This window comes from Sphingomonas suaedae, assembly GCF_007833215.1.
Classification (GTDB): domain Bacteria; phylum Pseudomonadota; class Alphaproteobacteria; order Sphingomonadales; family Sphingomonadaceae; genus Sphingomonas; species Sphingomonas suaedae.
Genome location: NZ_CP042239.1, coordinates 471,051 through 486,429 on the forward strand (window position 1 = coordinate 471,051; position 15,379 = coordinate 486,429).

The 15,379-nt window shown below is 65.1% G+C and carries 16 protein-coding genes; 6 read left to right on the forward strand and 10 right to left on the reverse strand.

What is annotated here, in order from left to right; all coding sequences use genetic code 11:
- Positions 1–20 precede the first annotated feature (20 nt).
- The 3 genes from FPZ54_RS02345 to FPZ54_RS02355 are packed head-to-tail and all read right to left on the reverse strand — an operon-like array spanning position 21 to position 3,315.
- Positions 21–680, reverse strand: a complete 660-nt coding sequence (locus tag FPZ54_RS02345) for a pilus assembly protein (protein WP_145844693.1) — start codon at positions 678–680, stop codon at positions 21–23.
- Entirely contained in the window at positions 677–1,306 is a 630-nt protein-coding gene (locus FPZ54_RS02350; RefSeq protein WP_145844695.1) for a TadE/TadG family type IV pilus assembly protein, read from the reverse strand. Before FPZ54_RS02350 ends, FPZ54_RS02345 begins: the two co-directional genes overlap by 4 nt.
- A complete protein-coding gene (locus FPZ54_RS02355; RefSeq protein ID WP_239019678.1) occupies positions 1,303–3,315 on the reverse strand; it encodes a TadE/TadG family type IV pilus assembly protein in 2,013 nt (670 codons plus the stop codon). Before FPZ54_RS02355 ends, FPZ54_RS02350 begins: the two co-directional genes overlap by 4 nt.
- Before the next feature lie 111 nt (positions 3,316–3,426).
- Here FPZ54_RS02355 and FPZ54_RS02360 point away from each other — a divergent pair, with 111 nt between their 5' ends.
- Together FPZ54_RS02360 and FPZ54_RS02365 are read left to right on the forward strand one after the other, a co-directional pair.
- Positions 3,427–4,071 (forward strand): hypothetical protein, encoded by a 645-nt coding sequence (locus tag FPZ54_RS02360; protein WP_145844697.1) that lies wholly within the window; start codon positions 3,427–3,429, stop codon positions 4,069–4,071.
- Positions 4,072–4,128: 57 nt separating this feature from the next.
- On the forward strand, positions 4,129–4,608 hold the full coding sequence (locus tag FPZ54_RS02365) for an EF-hand domain-containing protein (RefSeq protein WP_145844699.1): 480 nt from the start codon (positions 4,129–4,131) through the stop codon (positions 4,606–4,608).
- Positions 4,609–4,726: 118 nt separating this feature from the next.
- Here FPZ54_RS02365 and trmFO read toward each other — a convergent pair whose 3' ends face one another.
- A complete protein-coding gene (gene trmFO, locus FPZ54_RS02370; protein WP_145844701.1) occupies positions 4,727–6,073 on the reverse strand; it encodes a methylenetetrahydrofolate--tRNA-(uracil(54)-C(5))-methyltransferase (FADH(2)-oxidizing) TrmFO in 1,347 nt (448 codons plus the stop codon).
- A gap of 141 nt (positions 6,074–6,214) precedes the next feature.
- Between trmFO and FPZ54_RS02375 the strand changes: the two genes are divergently transcribed.
- Positions 6,215–6,859, forward strand: coding sequence for a lysoplasmalogenase family protein (locus FPZ54_RS02375; protein ID WP_145844702.1), 645 nt, complete (start codon positions 6,215–6,217; stop codon positions 6,857–6,859).
- Here FPZ54_RS02375 and FPZ54_RS02380 read toward each other — a convergent pair.
- The 3 genes from FPZ54_RS02380 to FPZ54_RS02390 all read right to left on the reverse strand — a co-directional run bounded on the left by FPZ54_RS02380 (position 6,826) and on the right by FPZ54_RS02390 (position 8,980).
- On the reverse strand, positions 6,826–7,227 hold the full coding sequence (locus tag FPZ54_RS02380; protein WP_145844703.1) for a hypothetical protein: 402 nt from the start codon (positions 7,225–7,227) through the stop codon (positions 6,826–6,828). The genes FPZ54_RS02375 and FPZ54_RS02380 overlap by 34 nt on opposite strands.
- 169 nt (positions 7,228–7,396) lie before the next feature.
- Positions 7,397–8,200, reverse strand: coding sequence for a fatty acid desaturase (locus FPZ54_RS02385; RefSeq protein WP_145844705.1), 804 nt, complete (start codon positions 8,198–8,200; stop codon positions 7,397–7,399).
- Positions 8,201–8,428: 228 nt separating this feature from the next.
- Positions 8,429–8,980 (reverse strand): GbsR/MarR family transcriptional regulator, encoded by a 552-nt coding sequence (locus tag FPZ54_RS02390; RefSeq protein ID WP_145844706.1) that lies wholly within the window; start codon positions 8,978–8,980, stop codon positions 8,429–8,431.
- A 40-nt stretch (positions 8,981–9,020) separates the two neighbouring features.
- Between FPZ54_RS02390 and FPZ54_RS02395 the strand changes: the two genes are divergently transcribed.
- The 3 genes from FPZ54_RS02395 to FPZ54_RS02405 are packed head-to-tail and all read left to right on the forward strand — an operon-like array spanning position 9,021 to position 10,825.
- A complete protein-coding gene (locus tag FPZ54_RS02395; protein ID WP_145844707.1) occupies positions 9,021–9,398 on the forward strand; it encodes a VOC family protein in 378 nt (125 codons plus the stop codon).
- Between the two features lie 6 nt (positions 9,399–9,404).
- A complete protein-coding gene (locus tag FPZ54_RS02400) occupies positions 9,405–9,857 on the forward strand; it encodes a DUF488 domain-containing protein (protein WP_145844709.1) in 453 nt (150 codons plus the stop codon).
- Between the two features lie 56 nt (positions 9,858–9,913).
- The gene (locus tag FPZ54_RS02405; protein ID WP_145844710.1) at positions 9,914–10,825 is read left to right on the forward strand and encodes an ankyrin repeat domain-containing protein; all 912 of its coding nucleotides are present in this window, start codon (positions 9,914–9,916) and stop codon (positions 10,823–10,825) included.
- Between the two features lie 3 nt (positions 10,826–10,828).
- On the opposite strand, the gene FPZ54_RS02410 is transcribed toward FPZ54_RS02405, so the two are convergent.
- From FPZ54_RS02410 to gyrA, 3 genes are all read right to left on the reverse strand, one after another.
- The gene (locus FPZ54_RS02410) at positions 10,829–11,179 is read right to left on the reverse strand and encodes a DUF952 domain-containing protein (RefSeq protein WP_145844711.1); all 351 of its coding nucleotides are present in this window, start codon (positions 11,177–11,179) and stop codon (positions 10,829–10,831) included.
- Between the two features lie 10 nt (positions 11,180–11,189).
- The gene (locus FPZ54_RS02415; RefSeq protein ID WP_145844712.1) at positions 11,190–12,287 is read right to left on the reverse strand and encodes an endonuclease/exonuclease/phosphatase family protein; all 1,098 of its coding nucleotides are present in this window, start codon (positions 12,285–12,287) and stop codon (positions 11,190–11,192) included.
- Between the two features lie 140 nt (positions 12,288–12,427).
- Positions 12,428–15,193 carry a DNA gyrase subunit A gene (gene gyrA, locus FPZ54_RS02420; protein ID WP_145844714.1) on the reverse strand — a complete coding sequence of 922 codons (2,766 nt, stop codon included), beginning with the start codon at positions 15,191–15,193 and terminating at the stop codon, positions 12,428–12,430.
- Positions 15,194–15,379 lie beyond the last annotated feature (186 nt).

Sequence of the window (15,379 nt, forward strand, 5' to 3'; positions counted from 1 at the left end):
AAGGGGAGGGGCTAAGAGGATCAGCAGGTCGAGGCCGTCACCCCGTTGACCTGATAGACGCCGTTGGTGCCGCCGACCGTATCGCGGCGGTCGCGGACCATCATCGACGCTTCCTCGCGAAAATTGCTGTTCGGGGCGAGTGCTGCCTTCAGGAGCGGCTGATATTCGTAATAGACCTCGACATACATGGTCACGCCGTCCGCGGGCGCGGTGGCGAGGCGCCCGGTCTTGCCCATGCCGTTGAGATTGGTACGTCCCGCATTGCCGTAAGCGGAGACCTGCGCGGTCTTGGCGCCACGGCAGCGCTGCCAGCGGATGCGGTATTTGCCGCTGTTGGCGGGATCGGGCTCAAGGCTTGAGATGATGACCCGGCCATTGGCGTAGAGGTTGAGTTCCCCAGATTGCAGTCCGGCACCGGTCAGCAGGTCGTTGATATCGGCTTCGCTGATCGTCTTTGCCTGAAGCTGGCTGCCCGACCCGATCCGCGCGGCATTGTCGGCGAGGTGGAGCGCGATCTGGCTCACCCGCATCCGGCTGATGATATAGTTGGTGATCTCCGCGCCGGTCAGGCTGAGCAGCAACAGGATTGGCAAGGAGAACCCGAACTCCAGCAATGCCAGCCCGCTGCGATCGGCAGCGAGACGGCGCGCGGAGCGGAACAGGGCGTTCAGGCGAATCATGGGCAGTTGCGCACCACCGGCGCGCCATAGCTGCCCTGATCGCCATAGGGCTGGTTGCGCAGCACCGTCGAGGCGGTGACCTTGGTCGTCCGCGATCCGCCGACGAGATTGTAGAAGGGAAACATCCGCGGATAGCTGACCTCTACTGTGTAGAGCGTCGCGTCCTTCGCGCCGCCCTGGCCCGCATTGCCGCCATCTGCATCCCAGCTATTGTTGTGATTTGCATCCTCATAGGGTTCGCCCGCATCGCAGCGCCCGTTGCTGTTGGTGTCGGTCCAGGTTTCCGCGCGGGCGGCCGCCGCGTCCGAGAAGGTGCGGTAGAAGCGCCGCGTGATCGTAACGGTCGCATTGTTGGCCAGTGCCTTTGCCTGGGCTTTGACCTTCGCGTCCAGCGCCGACTGGGCGCCTGACTCGATCCCGCTTTCCAGCGTGGAATCGCGTGCGGTCTTCTGCACGATCCCCTGTAGCGTGGCCCGGGTATAGAGCGTGTGCGCTACGTCGAAAGCGCCCAGCAGCACGAAGCCCAGAACGGGCGCCACCATCGCGAACTCGACGATAGTGGCGCCCGACTCGTCGCGCCGGAGCGCGCCGGGGGTGAAGCGGCGGAGGGAGGAGCGCCGCTTCACTTTGTGAGCCTGAGTTGCGAAATCTGGTCGGCGATCGACTTGAACGTGTTCTGAAGCTCGGTCGAGTTGCGCGCGGCGAAATAGCGGCCGGGCGTCGCACAGGTCTGCATCATCCCCTCGATCGTCGGGCTGGAGGCGCCGAACCAGATCACCCACAGGGTGATGTTCTTGTTCCTGACCGCTGTGCAGATCGCCTGGGTGCGGGCATTCACCTGCTGCGTGATCGTGCCGGTGGTGAGACAGCCGTCGGTCGGTGCCTGATTGGGGTCCGTCGTGCGCCGGTCGAGCCAGGGCAGGCCATAGGCCGCATAGTCGGTGGTGTTCGTGCAGGCTTCGCCGTCGGTCATGAAGATCAGATGGCGCTCGATCTCGCCACCCTGCGGCGTGTATTCATTCTCCGAGCGGAAGATGCCCGTCGGCGACAGGAAGCGCGCGCCCCAGAGCAGCCCGATATCGTGATAGGTGTTGCCGTTGGGATTGAGGCCATCGACATAGGATTCGAAGGCAGAGGCGGTCGGCCAGGACTGAAGCTTCTTTGCCTCTTCCGGGCAGTAATAGGGAACGCTGTTGTAGTAATCGGTTGTCGTATAGGCGTCGCTCCGGTCGAGCTGGTTCCAGCTGTTCGTCACGTCGCGGGCAAAGATCGCCTGCTGGAGCGCAGGTCCCCATAAGGTGGTCGGATCTGCTGGATTCGGAACCAGATCGATGTCGAGATCCTTGGCGTCGGAGGGTATCGGCGTGTAGCTTGCCTGGGACACCGTGGTACGTTCTTCGATACAACCGTCCCAGGTGATCGTGCGGTTACTGCCATTGTTGCCGATCGGGAGCTGGACCGTGTTGTTCCAGCTCGTGCCGTTCTTGAGGCCCGCGATATTGTGCGCGATCAGGCCATAATGCCAGCGCCAGAAGGTCTGCTGGGTGGTCGTCACCTGTGTCTGGGTGTGCTGGACGACCGTGTAGCTTCCGGTCCCGCGCCTGCGCGACTGGATGTGGCACTGCCAGCCCGAACTCTGCTGGCGATATTCGATATTATACTTGCTGTAGGTCCGCGTCTGCCAAGTGCGGGTATTGCCGGAGGTCGACACCGCAGTATCGACCGTGACGGTGCCCGAAACGTTGTTCTGGTTGCCCGGCGTGCTCGGGCAACCGAACCAGTGGGAACTGACCGTCTCCCAATCACTCCAATCGCTGCTTCCGTTGCCCGGCGAGCCTGTGGTATCGACGACCGCACCCCATTCCGTCGAAGTCGTCGTATTCCATTGCGGCTCCCGCGACTGATAGTTCCAGCTGTCGGCGATGAAGCCGGTGGGGAGCAGCTTTCCGACATTGACGTTGGTCGCGTAGGGCATGAAGCCGAAACGGATCTGGACCGTGCTGCCGGTGCCACCCGAGGGCGCGCCGCCGACGCAATTTTCGTTGGTGTCGAGCCGGGCGACGGTCTCATAAAAGCATTTCACCGCCGATTTGAGCGCTTCCATCTTGGTCTGGCTATCGGTGTTGACGGCCTTGCTGCCCATCGACCCCGTGGTATCGAGTACGAACATCACATCGGTATTCGGCAAGCGCATTTCGGCGTCGCAAGTGACGCTGAGCGTTTCGGTGGTCTTGCCGAACACGCGCATCAACGTCATCGGCAGCGTCGCGCTGGCGACGCCGGTCACCTTGCCTGCGTTTTCGGTGAAGGTCTTGGTGACGCTGGCGGCGCCATAGGGGCTCGCCTGGATATTGGCGTCGAAGAAACGCTCTGCCGCAGTGCGGGCGGCATAGTTGCTGAACGCCCAGGTGCCGCCGCCCATCTGCTTGCGCCCGGCGAGGGCGCCTGCGTCACAGGCATGTTGCAGCCGCGTCTTGACGATGTACATGCGGCTGATGTCGACCCCGCCGCCGACCATCCCCGCCAGTGGGATCAGCGAGGCGGCGACGATGGCCAGCGTATTGCCGCTCTTGTCGCGGCGGAGCGCGGCCATGAAGGCGCGGGCGCTGGTCGCGGTGGATGGGCGCAACGTCATGGTGATGGGTCCCCGGTTCAGGGGACTCTATGCGCGAAGTTGGGCTAACGGGGATTGAAGGTGGATGGTTAACGTAACGATAACTGCCGTCCGGCGCCGATTGGGCCGGTGATGGAAAACGCCGAACGCCGGATCGTCCTGACCTACGCGCCGACGCGCCCGGCTCGCGACGCGCTTGCGGCGTTGCTCGCGCTTGACGACCGGCTCGGTGAGACGTTGCGGACGACGAGCGAGCCGATGCTGGGGCAGATCCGGCTGCAATGGTGGCATGACGCGCTGTGCCGCCTCGACGCCGCACCGCCGCCTGCCGAGCCGGTGCTGGAGGGGATCGCCCGCCATGTCGTGTCGGAAGGAGTTACCGGAGCGATGGTCGCGGAGATCGTCGATGGATGGCAGGTTCTGCTCCAGGAACAGCTTGATGAGGTGGCGCTGCGGAGCTTTGCGGGGCGGGGCGGGCGGTTGTTCGCGCTGGCCGCGCGGCTGGCCGATGCGGCTCCCGGCGATCCAGTGGCACTGGCCGGTGAGGGCTGGGCGCTGGCCGATGTGGCGCTGCGGTTGAGCGATCCCGGCGAGGCGGCGGCGGCGCGGCGGATGGCCGAGGCGGGGTTGAGTGAGGCGTTGGCGGTGCGGTGGAGCCGGAACGCGCGGGCGCTGGGGGCGATGGCGCATCTGGCGCGGCTGGACCTTGCCGGGGAAGCGCCGGGGTCGCCCAAGCGGACCGGGCGGGCGCTGTGGCATCGGGTGACGGGACGCTGACATCTTGCTGCCGCTGCAAGAGGCGCTAGCCTGTCGCTTCGACAGGGGAGAGTCGGCATGTGGCGATATTTCGTGGGCGGTCTCGCGGCGCTGCTGATGGCTGGGGCGGGGGTGTTCCTGTTCCAGGGGAGCGCGACGCCGGAGCCGCTGCCTTCGCCCCCGGCGCCCCGAACATCGCAGGAGGCCGCGCCGGCCGAGGAACTCACCGCAGTGCCCGAGGCGCCCGAGCGGAGCCGGGAAGAGAAGCGGTTCGATCGCAACGACAAGGACAAGAATAGCCTCATCACCCTGGCCGAACTGTACCAGCCGCGGCGCAAGGCCTTTGCCAAGCTGGACAAGAATGGCGACGGGCGGCTGTCGTTCGAGGAATGGGCGGTGCGGACCAGCGACAAGTTCGCCAAAGCCGATGCCGACAAGTCCGGCACCCTGACCCGCGCCGAATTCGCCACCACTGCGCCGAAGCGCAAGGCCAAGACGGCGCCGCGCTGCGACTGTCGCGCCGAGGTCGCCAAGGCGCTGGCCGAGGCTGAGGAATAGGGGCTGTGGTTCTCCTGCGTATGCAGGAGTCCAAGGATGGCGCGCCGGTCGCTTGGGACACTGGGCTCCTGCTTTCGCAGGAGAACACGTTGTTCCGCCGCCACCAGCTTGCCCTACGCTATCGCGGCCATGTCGCGAATGCCGCTCTGGCGCGGGCGGTGTAGAGCAATTTGCGGTCGGCCTTTTTCGTGCGCCCCTCGATCGGTGGCATCAGGCCGAAATTGACGTTCATTGGCTGATAGGTTTCCACCTCCGCACCGCCGGTGATGTGGCCGAGCAGCGCGCCGAGCGCGGTTTCGACCGGGGGCGGGGTCAGCTCGCGGCCGAGGATCTCGGCGGCGGCGAAGCGGCCCGCCAGCAGGCCGATCGCGCTGCTTTCGACATAGCCCTCGCAGCCCGTTACCTGCCCGGCGAAACGGATATGCGGGCGGCTCTTGAGCCGCAGCGTCGGATCGAGCAGTTCGGGCGAGCGGATGAAGGTGTTGCGGTGGAGGCCGCCGAGCCGGGCGAACTCGGCGTTTTCGAGGCCGGGAATGGTGCGGAACAGCCGGACCTGCTCGGCATATTTGAGCTTGGTCTGGAAACCGACCATGTTCCACAGCGTGCCGGTGGCGTTGTCCTGCCGCAGCTGGACCACGGCATAGGGCCAGCGGCCGTTGGGGAATTCGTCACAGGCGGTGCGGGGATCGTCGAGCCCGACGCCCTTCATCGGGCCGTAGCGCAGCGTATCGACGCCGCGCTCAGCCATCACCTCAATCGGCATACAGCCTTCGAAATAAGGGACATTCTCCCAGTCCTTGAACTCGGTCTTCTCGCCGTCGAGCAGTCCCTGATGGAAAGCCAGATACTGCTCCTTGGTCATCGGGCAGTTGATATAGTCCTTGCCGTTGCCGCCGGGACCGACCTTGTCCCAGCGCGACTGGAACCACGCCTTGTCCATGTCGATGCTCTCGAAATGGACGATCGGGGCGATGGCATCGAAAAAGGCGAGGGCGTCGCTGCCGGTGGCGGCGCCGATGCTGTCGGCGAGGCTGGGGGCCGTCAGGGGCCCGGTGGCGACGATCGTCAGTCCTTCGGTGGGGAGTTGGTCGATGCGTTCCCGGACGATGGTGATGTTGGGATGCGCTTCGAGCGCGGCGGTGACGCCTGCCGAGAAACGGTCGCGGTCGACGGCGAGGGCGGAGCCGGCGGGAACCTTGTGTTTGTCCCCCTGCGCCATGATCAGCGAGCCGAGGTCGCGCATCTCCTGATGCAGCAAGCCGACGGCGTTGCGCTCGGCATCGTCGCTGCGGAAGCTGTTCGAGCAGACCAGTTCGGCGAGGCCGTCGGTCTGGTGCGCGGGGGTCATGTCCCCGCTGCCGCGCATTTCGGAGAGCTTCACGCGGATGCCGGCATTGGCGAGTTGCCAGGCGGCTTCCGATCCGGCGAGGCCGCCGCCGATGATATGGACTTGGGGGTTACTCATAATGATCGAAACTGACTCGGCTCTCTGGTCAAGCTGACAAAAAATGGGGTTGTCATGCGCGTGGTTGACACCGGCCCGGCAGTGCCGGACCTCTGCCGTTGCCCTTACGCCAAGGGGGGCCTTGTAGGAAAAGGGAAAGTGATGGGGTGGCTGTTCGGGGCGGCGGTGGTCGCGGGGGCGAGCTATTGCCTGGAGGCGTGGCAGATCGTCGATCCGGGGGCGTGGGGTGCGGTGTGGAAGACCAGTGGCGTGGCGTTGCTCGCGGTCTGGGCGGCGACGCGGTCGCGGTCGGGCGATGGGTGGTTGTTGACCGGAGCGCTGGCGCTGGGGGCGCTGGGCGATCTGTTGCTCGATACGCATGGACTGGTGGTCGGCGGCGCGGCGTTTGCGGCGGGGCATCTGGTGGCGTGCGTGCTGTATTGGCGCAACCGGCGGGTGGCATTGTCGCCGAGCCAGCGAGCGTTCGGCTGGCTGCTGGCCCCGGCGACGATCGGGATTGCGGCGCTGTTCGCGGCGCCGGCGGGGGGCGCGGTGCAGGCCGGGGCGTACTCTGCGTTTCTGGGGGTGATGGCGGCGCTGGCGTGGACGAGCCGGTTTCCGCGCTATCGCGTCGGGCTGGGCGCGGTGCTGTTCGTCGCGTCGGACCTGCTGATCTTCTCGCGCTTCGGGCCGCTTGAGGGGTCGATGGTGCCGGGCCTGCTGATCTGGCCGACTTACTTTGCGGCGCAGGCGTTGATCGCATGGGGGGTGAGTCAGGCGCTGTCGTCGGACCAGCGGGCGCCGTAGCGGACGATTAGGGCGCAGATGGCGCCTGTGATTGAGAAAAGCGCTGTAGTCTGCCAGTCGAATGCGAAGAGCAGCAACGGCCACTGCACCGCTGTTCCCAACAGTGCGCCCGCGACGCTCCAGACTCCGGGGTGCCGCGACATTCTCCATCGTTCGCCAAGTGTCGCCATGACATAGCCGCCACCGATAATCGGGGCGGCGCCTAGAATGGCGCCACCGGGGATCGACATGGCGACCATTATCGCCGTCCCAGTGATTGACCCAAATCCGTGTTCGATCAGCACGGCGAGGAATATCGGCAGCACGAAGATCGGGCCCGCACACAACATCGCTGTCGTCCCGCCACGCCTGTAGGTGAAGCGATTCACGTTTTCGCGTCAGGCCCGCAGCAACGCGCGAGGGCGCGGGCTGACTTGATCGGCAGGATGCCGAGCGCGGCGCCGAACAGCGCGATTCCGTATGAGAAATCCATGTCGCAGTATCCCGTGTGAGTGGAGGAAGCGGGACCCCGGCTCAAGGCCGGGGTGACGATGGGGGTTAGAGGTTCAGCGGCACCACCATCTTTACTGCCAGCCGCGGGGCGACAGCGTCGATCCGTGTCGCCAGTGCAGGCAGGCGGCTCACCGGCACCGCGGGGAACAGGTGGTGCTCAAGGTGAAAGAACATGTTGTAGCTCACGAGATTGAGCAGGCGGCCGCGCTGAGTGCGCGCGATCAGGGCGCCGTCACAGCCGTGGTGGGTGATCCACACCGCGAAGAAGGCGGTGAGGCACTGGGCCATGAGCATCGCGGCGATGTGGTAGAGCAGGGGCGGCCATAGGGTTGCGAGTGCGGTGCCCACAACCGCAAGGTTGAGTGCGAGATCGATCGCCATCCGCCGCCTGAGGCCCGGGCCGCCATGGCGCCAGCCGTAGAGGTGGGTCTCGATCGGGAAGCGCGGGCCGAAGCGAAGCACCTCCCCCAGCGTCATGTGACCGCAGCGGCCCTCGATATCGTCGTCGGTCCCGACCTTGCTGTGATGGTGGAGGTGATTGAATGCGACGGAGCTGTTGGAGCCGAGCATCAGCGCGCTGAGGATATGGAGCACGATGCGGTGCGCGCGCGGGCCGAAGCCGAGATTGTGGTGGATCGCCTCGTGATTGAGGCGCAGCGCGGTGAGGAAGAACAGGAAGCTGGCGAAAGCGGCGAGCGGCCAGGTGCCCAACGCTGCGGCGGTCAGCGATCCTGCGAGCCAGGGCAGGGGGTGGAGGCATTCGATGACGCCGTCGCGCGGACGCATCGTCACTAGATCGCGCCAGACGATGCCGCGCAGGGCGGGGTCGGCTTGATGATGTCGGGCCATGTCGCTTCTCCCTTTTGTTCTGGTAGTTCTGGAATTTCAGAAACTCATTGTCATAGTCTAGGCTTGGCCTGGTATTTTTCAGGGTTAGCTTGTCCCCTTGTCACCCCCGCGAAAGCGGGGGCCCATCACCTGCCAGCGTGGCAAGCCGCATATGATCTGCCTGAGGACAGTCCGGGAGATGGGCCCCCGCTTTCGCGGGGGTGACGAAGGGGGTGGGGGCGCGATGCATCAGTCCTTCCCCTTGCCGGCGCCGGGGATGAAGCGCGCGACCTTGCCGCCCAGCTTCATCAGCGTGACGAGCGTGGGCTTGGGCAGGACGCGGACCTGATCGTACCAGGTGCCGAGCGTGCCGATGAATTCGTGCATCCGCGTCACGCGCTCGCGAACCTGGGGCGGGGCGGTCTTGTCGCTGGCGAGGCGCTCGGCGAGTTCGCCGAGCAGCTGGACGGTGGGGTCGATCTCGCGCCGCTTGCGCTCGGCAGAGATGCGCATGAGCATTTCCCACAGATCGGTCTCCGCGACGAAATGGTCGCGGCGGTCGCCCTCGACATGGACGCGGCGGACGATGGAATAGCCCTGCAGTTCCTTGAGCCCGGTCGACACGTTGGAGCGGGCGAGGCCGAGCGTCTCGACGATTTCCTCGGCATGGAGCGGGCGATCGGCAAGGTAGAGCAGCGCGTGGATTTGCGCGACGGAGCGGTTCACGCCCCAATGCGTTCCCATCTCGCCCCAGTGGAGAATAAACGCCTTGGCGTCGGGATGCTCTGCGAACCGGCTCATGATGTAATTTCTGTAATTACAGAAATAAGGAGAGTCAACAATGATCGACCATATGAGCATCGCCGTGGCGGATGCCGAGCGATCGAAACGCTTCTATGAAATGACGCTGAAGCCGTTGGGGATGCGCTGCCTGACCGAGATGCCTGAGGACGGCGGTGGCGCCTATGGCTTTGGCGTCGAGGGCGGTGGCGAATTCTGGGTGGTGCACAGCGACGATGTCGGCAAGGACATGCACGTCGCGTTCCGCGCCGAAACGCGCGCCCAGGTCGATGCCTTTTACGACGCAGCGATCGCTGCGGGCGGGCGCGACCATGGCAAGCCGGGGCTGCGGCCCGATTACGGACCGAACTATTACGCCGCGTTCGTCTATGATCCCGACGGGGTCAATATCGAGGCGGTCTGCTATGCCGAGGAATGAGCCGCGATGAAGGTATTTACCATCGGCTATGAAGGCGCGACGCTGGACTCGTTCCTTGGCGCGCTGGAACGGGCAGGCGTTCGCCAAGTGATCGACGTGCGGCAATTGCCGCTGTCGCGCCGACCGGGATTTTCCAAGACGCCGCTCGCCGCCGCGCTGGCCGAGCGCGGAATCGGCTATGTCCATCTCAGGGCGCTGGGGACGCCCAAGCCCGGGCGCGATGCGGCGAAGAAGGGCGACCGGGCGACGCTGGAGGCGGTATATGCCGGGCAGCTGGAGCTGCCCGAGGTGCAGGCCGCCGCGGCGCGGATGCGCGACCTGATCGCGGAAAAGCCAAGCGCGCTGCTGTGCTTCGAGCGCGAGCCCGGGATGTGCCATCGGACGTTGCTGCTCGATGCCGAGGGCGAGGGGGTAGAGGTGGTCGATCTGTTTGCCGATTCTTTGGACGGTAGCGCCTAACCGATTGTCAGCGCTGATTTGTTCTGGCTTTATCGCTATCAGAAGAGGGGGGGCTGATGAATCGGTGGTGGACGATTGGGCTTGCCGCGGCGCTGGTTGTCGGTGTCAGCGGGCATTCGATTGCATTGCAGGCGGATCCGTTCGACACGGCGCGCTACTATATCAAGACGAAGAGCAATGCCGAGGCGCTGGCCCTGATCGACAGTGGCAAATTCGACGTTAATTTCCAGACGGACGAGGGCTATTCGCTGCTCCACTACGCCGCCGATGCCAACAATCTGGAGATGGTCGAGGCGTTGCTGGCGCGCGGCGCGGACCCGACACTCAAATCCAAGATCGGATCGACCCCCTATGACATGGCGGTCGGATCGATGGTGAAGGCGCGGATCGCCAAAGCGATTCAGGGGCGCGCGGCGGGCGGCGGCAGCGCTGCCGTGCCCGGGCCTCCGCAGCCATCCACTCCAGCCGGGCCGGGCGCGGCGGCGAAAGCGAGCAACGGCGCGTGCGCTGCAGCGATCAACGATCCTGCCAATAGCGGGCGGCAGCCCTCGCTGCGACCGGTGATGACCGCGCGCGACCATATCTGGTACAACAAGCCGGTCGAACTGGGGCTGCTGCTGGACGACTGCCTCGACCCCAATGCGAAGGACAATTCCGGCTGGCCGTTGTTGCACATAGCGGCGGATCGCGATCGCGTTGAGGCGGCGCGCGTGTTGCTGACCCATGGTGCAAGCAAGACGTTGCGCGATCCGGATGGCAAGGTGGCGGCCAATTATGCGACATCGCCCGAGATGAAGGCACTGCTCGGACCGGCTGCTCCAGTACGCCAGTCCACGCCGACTTCGTCGAACAAGACGCAGTGCGAACAGAAATATCGTGCCGACGCGGCATTATGTTCGGATTCGACGTGCCGGATGGGCGCGATGCGAAAATGGCAGCAATGCCTGAAGACTGGGCGCTACTGGTAGGGGCTAACCGGTGACGGGGAGCTTTATCGATCCGTCATCCTCGCGCTCCAGCGGGGAGTAGGCGATGACGGTTTCCAGCGTCAGCGCGCCATAGAGATGGGGGAATTCCGCGCCGCCGCGGGAGACTTCCCATTTGATCGCGTCACCCAGCGCTTCGAGATCGACGGCGGCGATCCAGAGGTCGGGCTGGTCGGCGAAATGCTTGTCGACGGTCTCGGTCAGCTGGGTCGCGGTGGAGAGGTGGATATAGCCGTCCTGAATGTCGATCGGCGCGCCTTCGAAGCTGCCCGCCTCGAGGTCGGCCATCTGGGGGCTGGTCAGCACCTTGTACGCGGTGGCGGGACGGTTGGGCATTCGGGTTCCTTCAGCTGCCGGCGAGCGTCGCGAGATAGCGCGCGGCGTGGTGGGTGTTCAAACGCACCCATAACGGCTTGTGATCCGAAATCTGCCAGGTGCGCCAGTCCTTTGCGTAATAGCTGGCGAGGTCGGTCGCCTTCTTGCCTTCGGTCGTCGACGCGGCGGTTGCCTGATAGTCGGGCAGGTCCTCGGGCCGGAACACGCTTTCGAACATCTCGAAGATGCCGGCGTTACGCGCCGTCGCCGGGCCGCTGTCGATATAGTCGATCACCGACGGGTCGGCGATGAAGGCGATCTGGTCGTAATATTTGGTGCGGTCTAGATTGCTCGGCGCGTCGAGCCGCTTGGGGGTCTTGAAGCCATGCGCCTTGAGCGCCTTCATCGTCTCATGCTCCGGGTGCACGATGTTGAAGTCGCCGAGCAGGATCGTCGCGCGGCCGCTGTCCTTGGCGATCTTGGCGAGGCTGGCGAGATATTTGGCGACGCGGTCGATCTCCTCGATCCGCTGACGCAGTTCGTCGCCGCGCTCGTCGCCATAATAGAGGTGGACGGTGCAGATATCGAATTTGAACCAGCCCGACTGGAAGCGCGCCATGAAGGGGGTGCGGCGGAACTGCTTGCCCTGCGCGAACTTGTCGGGGCTGTCGGCGGTGGTGGCGGCGATGAGCATGTCGGCGGGGAGGACGATTTCGCCGGCGATCTTCTGGAACCACACTTTGCGCTTGTCGAAGGCGTAGAGGAGGCGTTCGCCATTGCCGCCGAGCTTGCGGTGGGTGACGTCGGTGGCGATGAAGTCCCAGTCCGGGCCGAGGATCGCCATGATGTCGTACCAGGGGCCAAGCTCGTTCACCTCCTGCACCGCGACGAAATCGAAGCGCGAGAGGATCTCGGCGATGTAGAACAGGCTTTCGGGCAGGCGGTTGCCATGGCCCCAGCCGCCCGCCTTGCCGAGATCGCGGATGTTCCAGGTGGCGAGCAGCAGGTTGCGCTCGCTGTCCTTGTCGGGAATGTCGCGGTCGAGCTGGGCGATCAGCCGCTGGAGGTGGCCGACGACGCGTGAGCGATCGGCGGCGGGAATGCGGGATTTCAGCAGGCTGTATTGCATGGGTCGGCTCCCCAGGATGCGCCTCTGGGGGAGCATATAGCAAACCCAACCGTCACCCCAGCGAAAGCTGGGGTCTCGCGCCGATATGGTTCCATTTGCCGAACGAGACCCCAGCTTTCGCTGGGGCGACGGTCGGGTCGCTACTCGCCGCCTTCCGGACCTGCGGCGAGGTCTTCGCCGGTGTCGCCGTCGGGCTGCGGCGCGGTTTCGACTTCGTTGTCGGCCAGATTGACGTCGGCATCCTCCTCGCTCTCCTCGATCCGCGCGGCGGAGACGACATGTTCGTCGGCGGCGACGTGGAAGAGGCGGACGCCCGCCGAGCCGCGGCCGATGACTCGCAGCGAGGCGAGGGGGAGACGGATCATCTTCGCCTGGTCGGTGACCAGCATCAGCTGTTGCGCGGTCGTGGCGGGGAAGCTGGCGACGACGGGGCCGTTACGGGCGATATTGTCGATATTGGTAATGCCCTGACCGCCGCGACCGGTGCGGCGATATTCATAGGCCGAGCTCATCTTTCCATAGCCATTGGCGCAGACGGTGAGGATGAACTGTTCGCGTCCGACCAGTTCCAGATAGCGCTCGTCGGTCATGACGCGCGGTACGCGCGTGCCGTCCGTGTCCTCGCCCTTCCAGGGGGCGTGGCGGAGATAATCCTCACGTTCCTCCTGGCCAGTGATTCCGGCGCGGTGAAGGATCGAGAGCGAGATGACCTCGTCACCTTCGGCGAGGCGCATCCCGCGCACGCCGGTCGAATTGCGACTCTGGAACTCACGGACATCGTCGCCGGCGAAGCGGATCGCCTTGCCCTGACGGCTGGCGAGAAGGACGTCGTCGCCCTCGTCGAGCAGCGCGACGCCGATCAGGCGGTCGTCCTCATCCTCGCCTTCGAACTTCATCGCGATCTTGCCGTTGCTCGGCACGTTGGTGAACGCGTCCATGGAGTTGCGGCGGACATTGCCCTTCGCCGTCGCGAACATGACGTGGAGTTTCCCCCATTCCGCCTCATCCTCCGGCAGCGGGAGGACGGTCGAGATGGTTTCCCCGGCGGCGAGGGGCAGGAGGTTGATCATCGGGCGGCCGCGCGTGTTGGCGCCGCCTTCGGGCAGCTTCCACACCTTCAGACGATAGACGCGGCCGAGGGTGGAGAAGAACAGCACCGGCGTGTGGGTCGAGGTGACGAACAATTCGGTCACCACATCGGCGTCCTTGGTCGCCATGCCCGCGCGGCCCTTGCCGCCGCGTGCCTGGGCGCGGAAAGCGTCGAGCGGGGTGCGCTTGATATAGCCTTCCATGGTCACGGTGACGACCATGTCCTCACGCTCGATCAGGTCCTCGTCCTCGATCCCGTCGGCGGCGGCGGCGATCTCGGTGCGGCGCGGGGTGGCATATTGGTCGCGCACGGCGACGAGTTCGCCGCGCAGCACTTCATAGAGCTTGGCGCGGTTGCCGAGGATTTCGAGCAGCTCCGCGATCGAATCGGCCAGTTCCTTGAGCTCGTCGCCGATCTCGTCGCGGCCCAATGCGGTCAGGCGGTGCAGGCGCAGATCGAGAATCGCGCGGACCTGGACGTCCGACAGGCGATAGGTGTCGCCTGAGATCTCGGTCTCGACCGCCTCGACCAGGCGGATATAGGGCGCGATCTCGGCGATCGGCCATTCGCGGGTCAGCAGCGATTCGCGTGCCGCCGTGGGGCTGGACGAGCCGCGGATGATACGGACGACCTCGTCGAGGTTGGTGACCGCGATGACGAGGCCAAGCAAGATGTGGGCACGGTCGCGCGCCTTGGCCAGCTCGAACTTCGAGCGGCGGGTGATGACCTCCTCGCGAAACTTGACGAACGCCTCGACGATGTCGCGCAGGTTGAGGAGTTCGGGACGGCCGCCGCGGATGGCAAGCATGTTGGCCGGGAAGCTCGACTGGGCGGGGGTGTTGCGCCACAGCTGGTTGAGCACGACCTCCGGGGTCGCGTCGCGCTTGAGGTCGATGACGATGCGCACGCCCTCACGGCTCGATTCGTCGCGGATGTCGCTGACGCCCTCAATCCGCTTTTCCTTCGCCGCCTCGGCAATCAGCTCGACCAGGCGGTTCTTGCCCTGCTGGAACGGGATTTCGGTGAGGACGATCGAACGACGCTCGCCGCGCTGCTCGGTCGTGTGGCGGCTGCGCACGATGATCGAACCGCGGCCGGACTGATAGGCGCTGCGGCAACCCGAGCGGCCGAGAATCAGCGCGCCGGTCGGGAAGTCCGGACCGGGCACGATTTCCATCAGCTCTTCGATCGTGATCGCGCCATTGTCGATATAGGCGAGGCAAGCATCGACCACTTCGCCGAGATTGTGGGGCGGAATGTTGGTCGCCATGCCGACCGCGATGCCGCCCGCGCCGTTGACCAGCAGGTTGGGATAGCGGGCGGGCAGGACCGTCGGCTCGCTTTCGGAACCGTCATAATTGTCCTGAAAGTCGACCGTGTCCTTGTCGATATCGTCGAGCAGCGACATCGCGACCTTGGCGAGGCGGGCTTCGGTGTAACGCATCGCGGCGGGCGGATCGGGGTCCATCGATCCGAAATTGCCCTGACCGTCGATCAGCGGCACGCGCATCGCCCAGTCCTGCGCCATGCGTGCCATCGCGTCGTAGATCGAGCTGTCGCCGTGCGGGTGATACTTACCCATCACGTCACCAACCAGGCGGGCGGACTTGCGATAGGCGCGGCCGGGGAGATAGCCGCCCTCCTGCGCCGCATAGAGGATGCGGCGGTGGACCGGCTTAAGGCCGTCGCGGACGTCGGGCAGGGCGCGCGCCACGATCACGCTCATCGCGTAATCGAGGTAGCTGGTCTTCATCTCGTCGACGATCGAGATGGGGGTAATGTCGGAAGGGTCCGCGAGGACGGTCTCGTCGGTCAAATTTCGATGCTTTCGAAGGGTTGTTGCAATGCTGTGACCGCTCTAGCGACGTGGCGGCTACCTGCCAACCCCGCGCGCTCGCGCACGCACGCGCGCGAGGAAACCGACTGATCGGTATCATTCGGGGACCCGGAACGTTCAAAATGCGTTCAGCCACGCTGTGCGACTGCCCAATGGCATATGCGC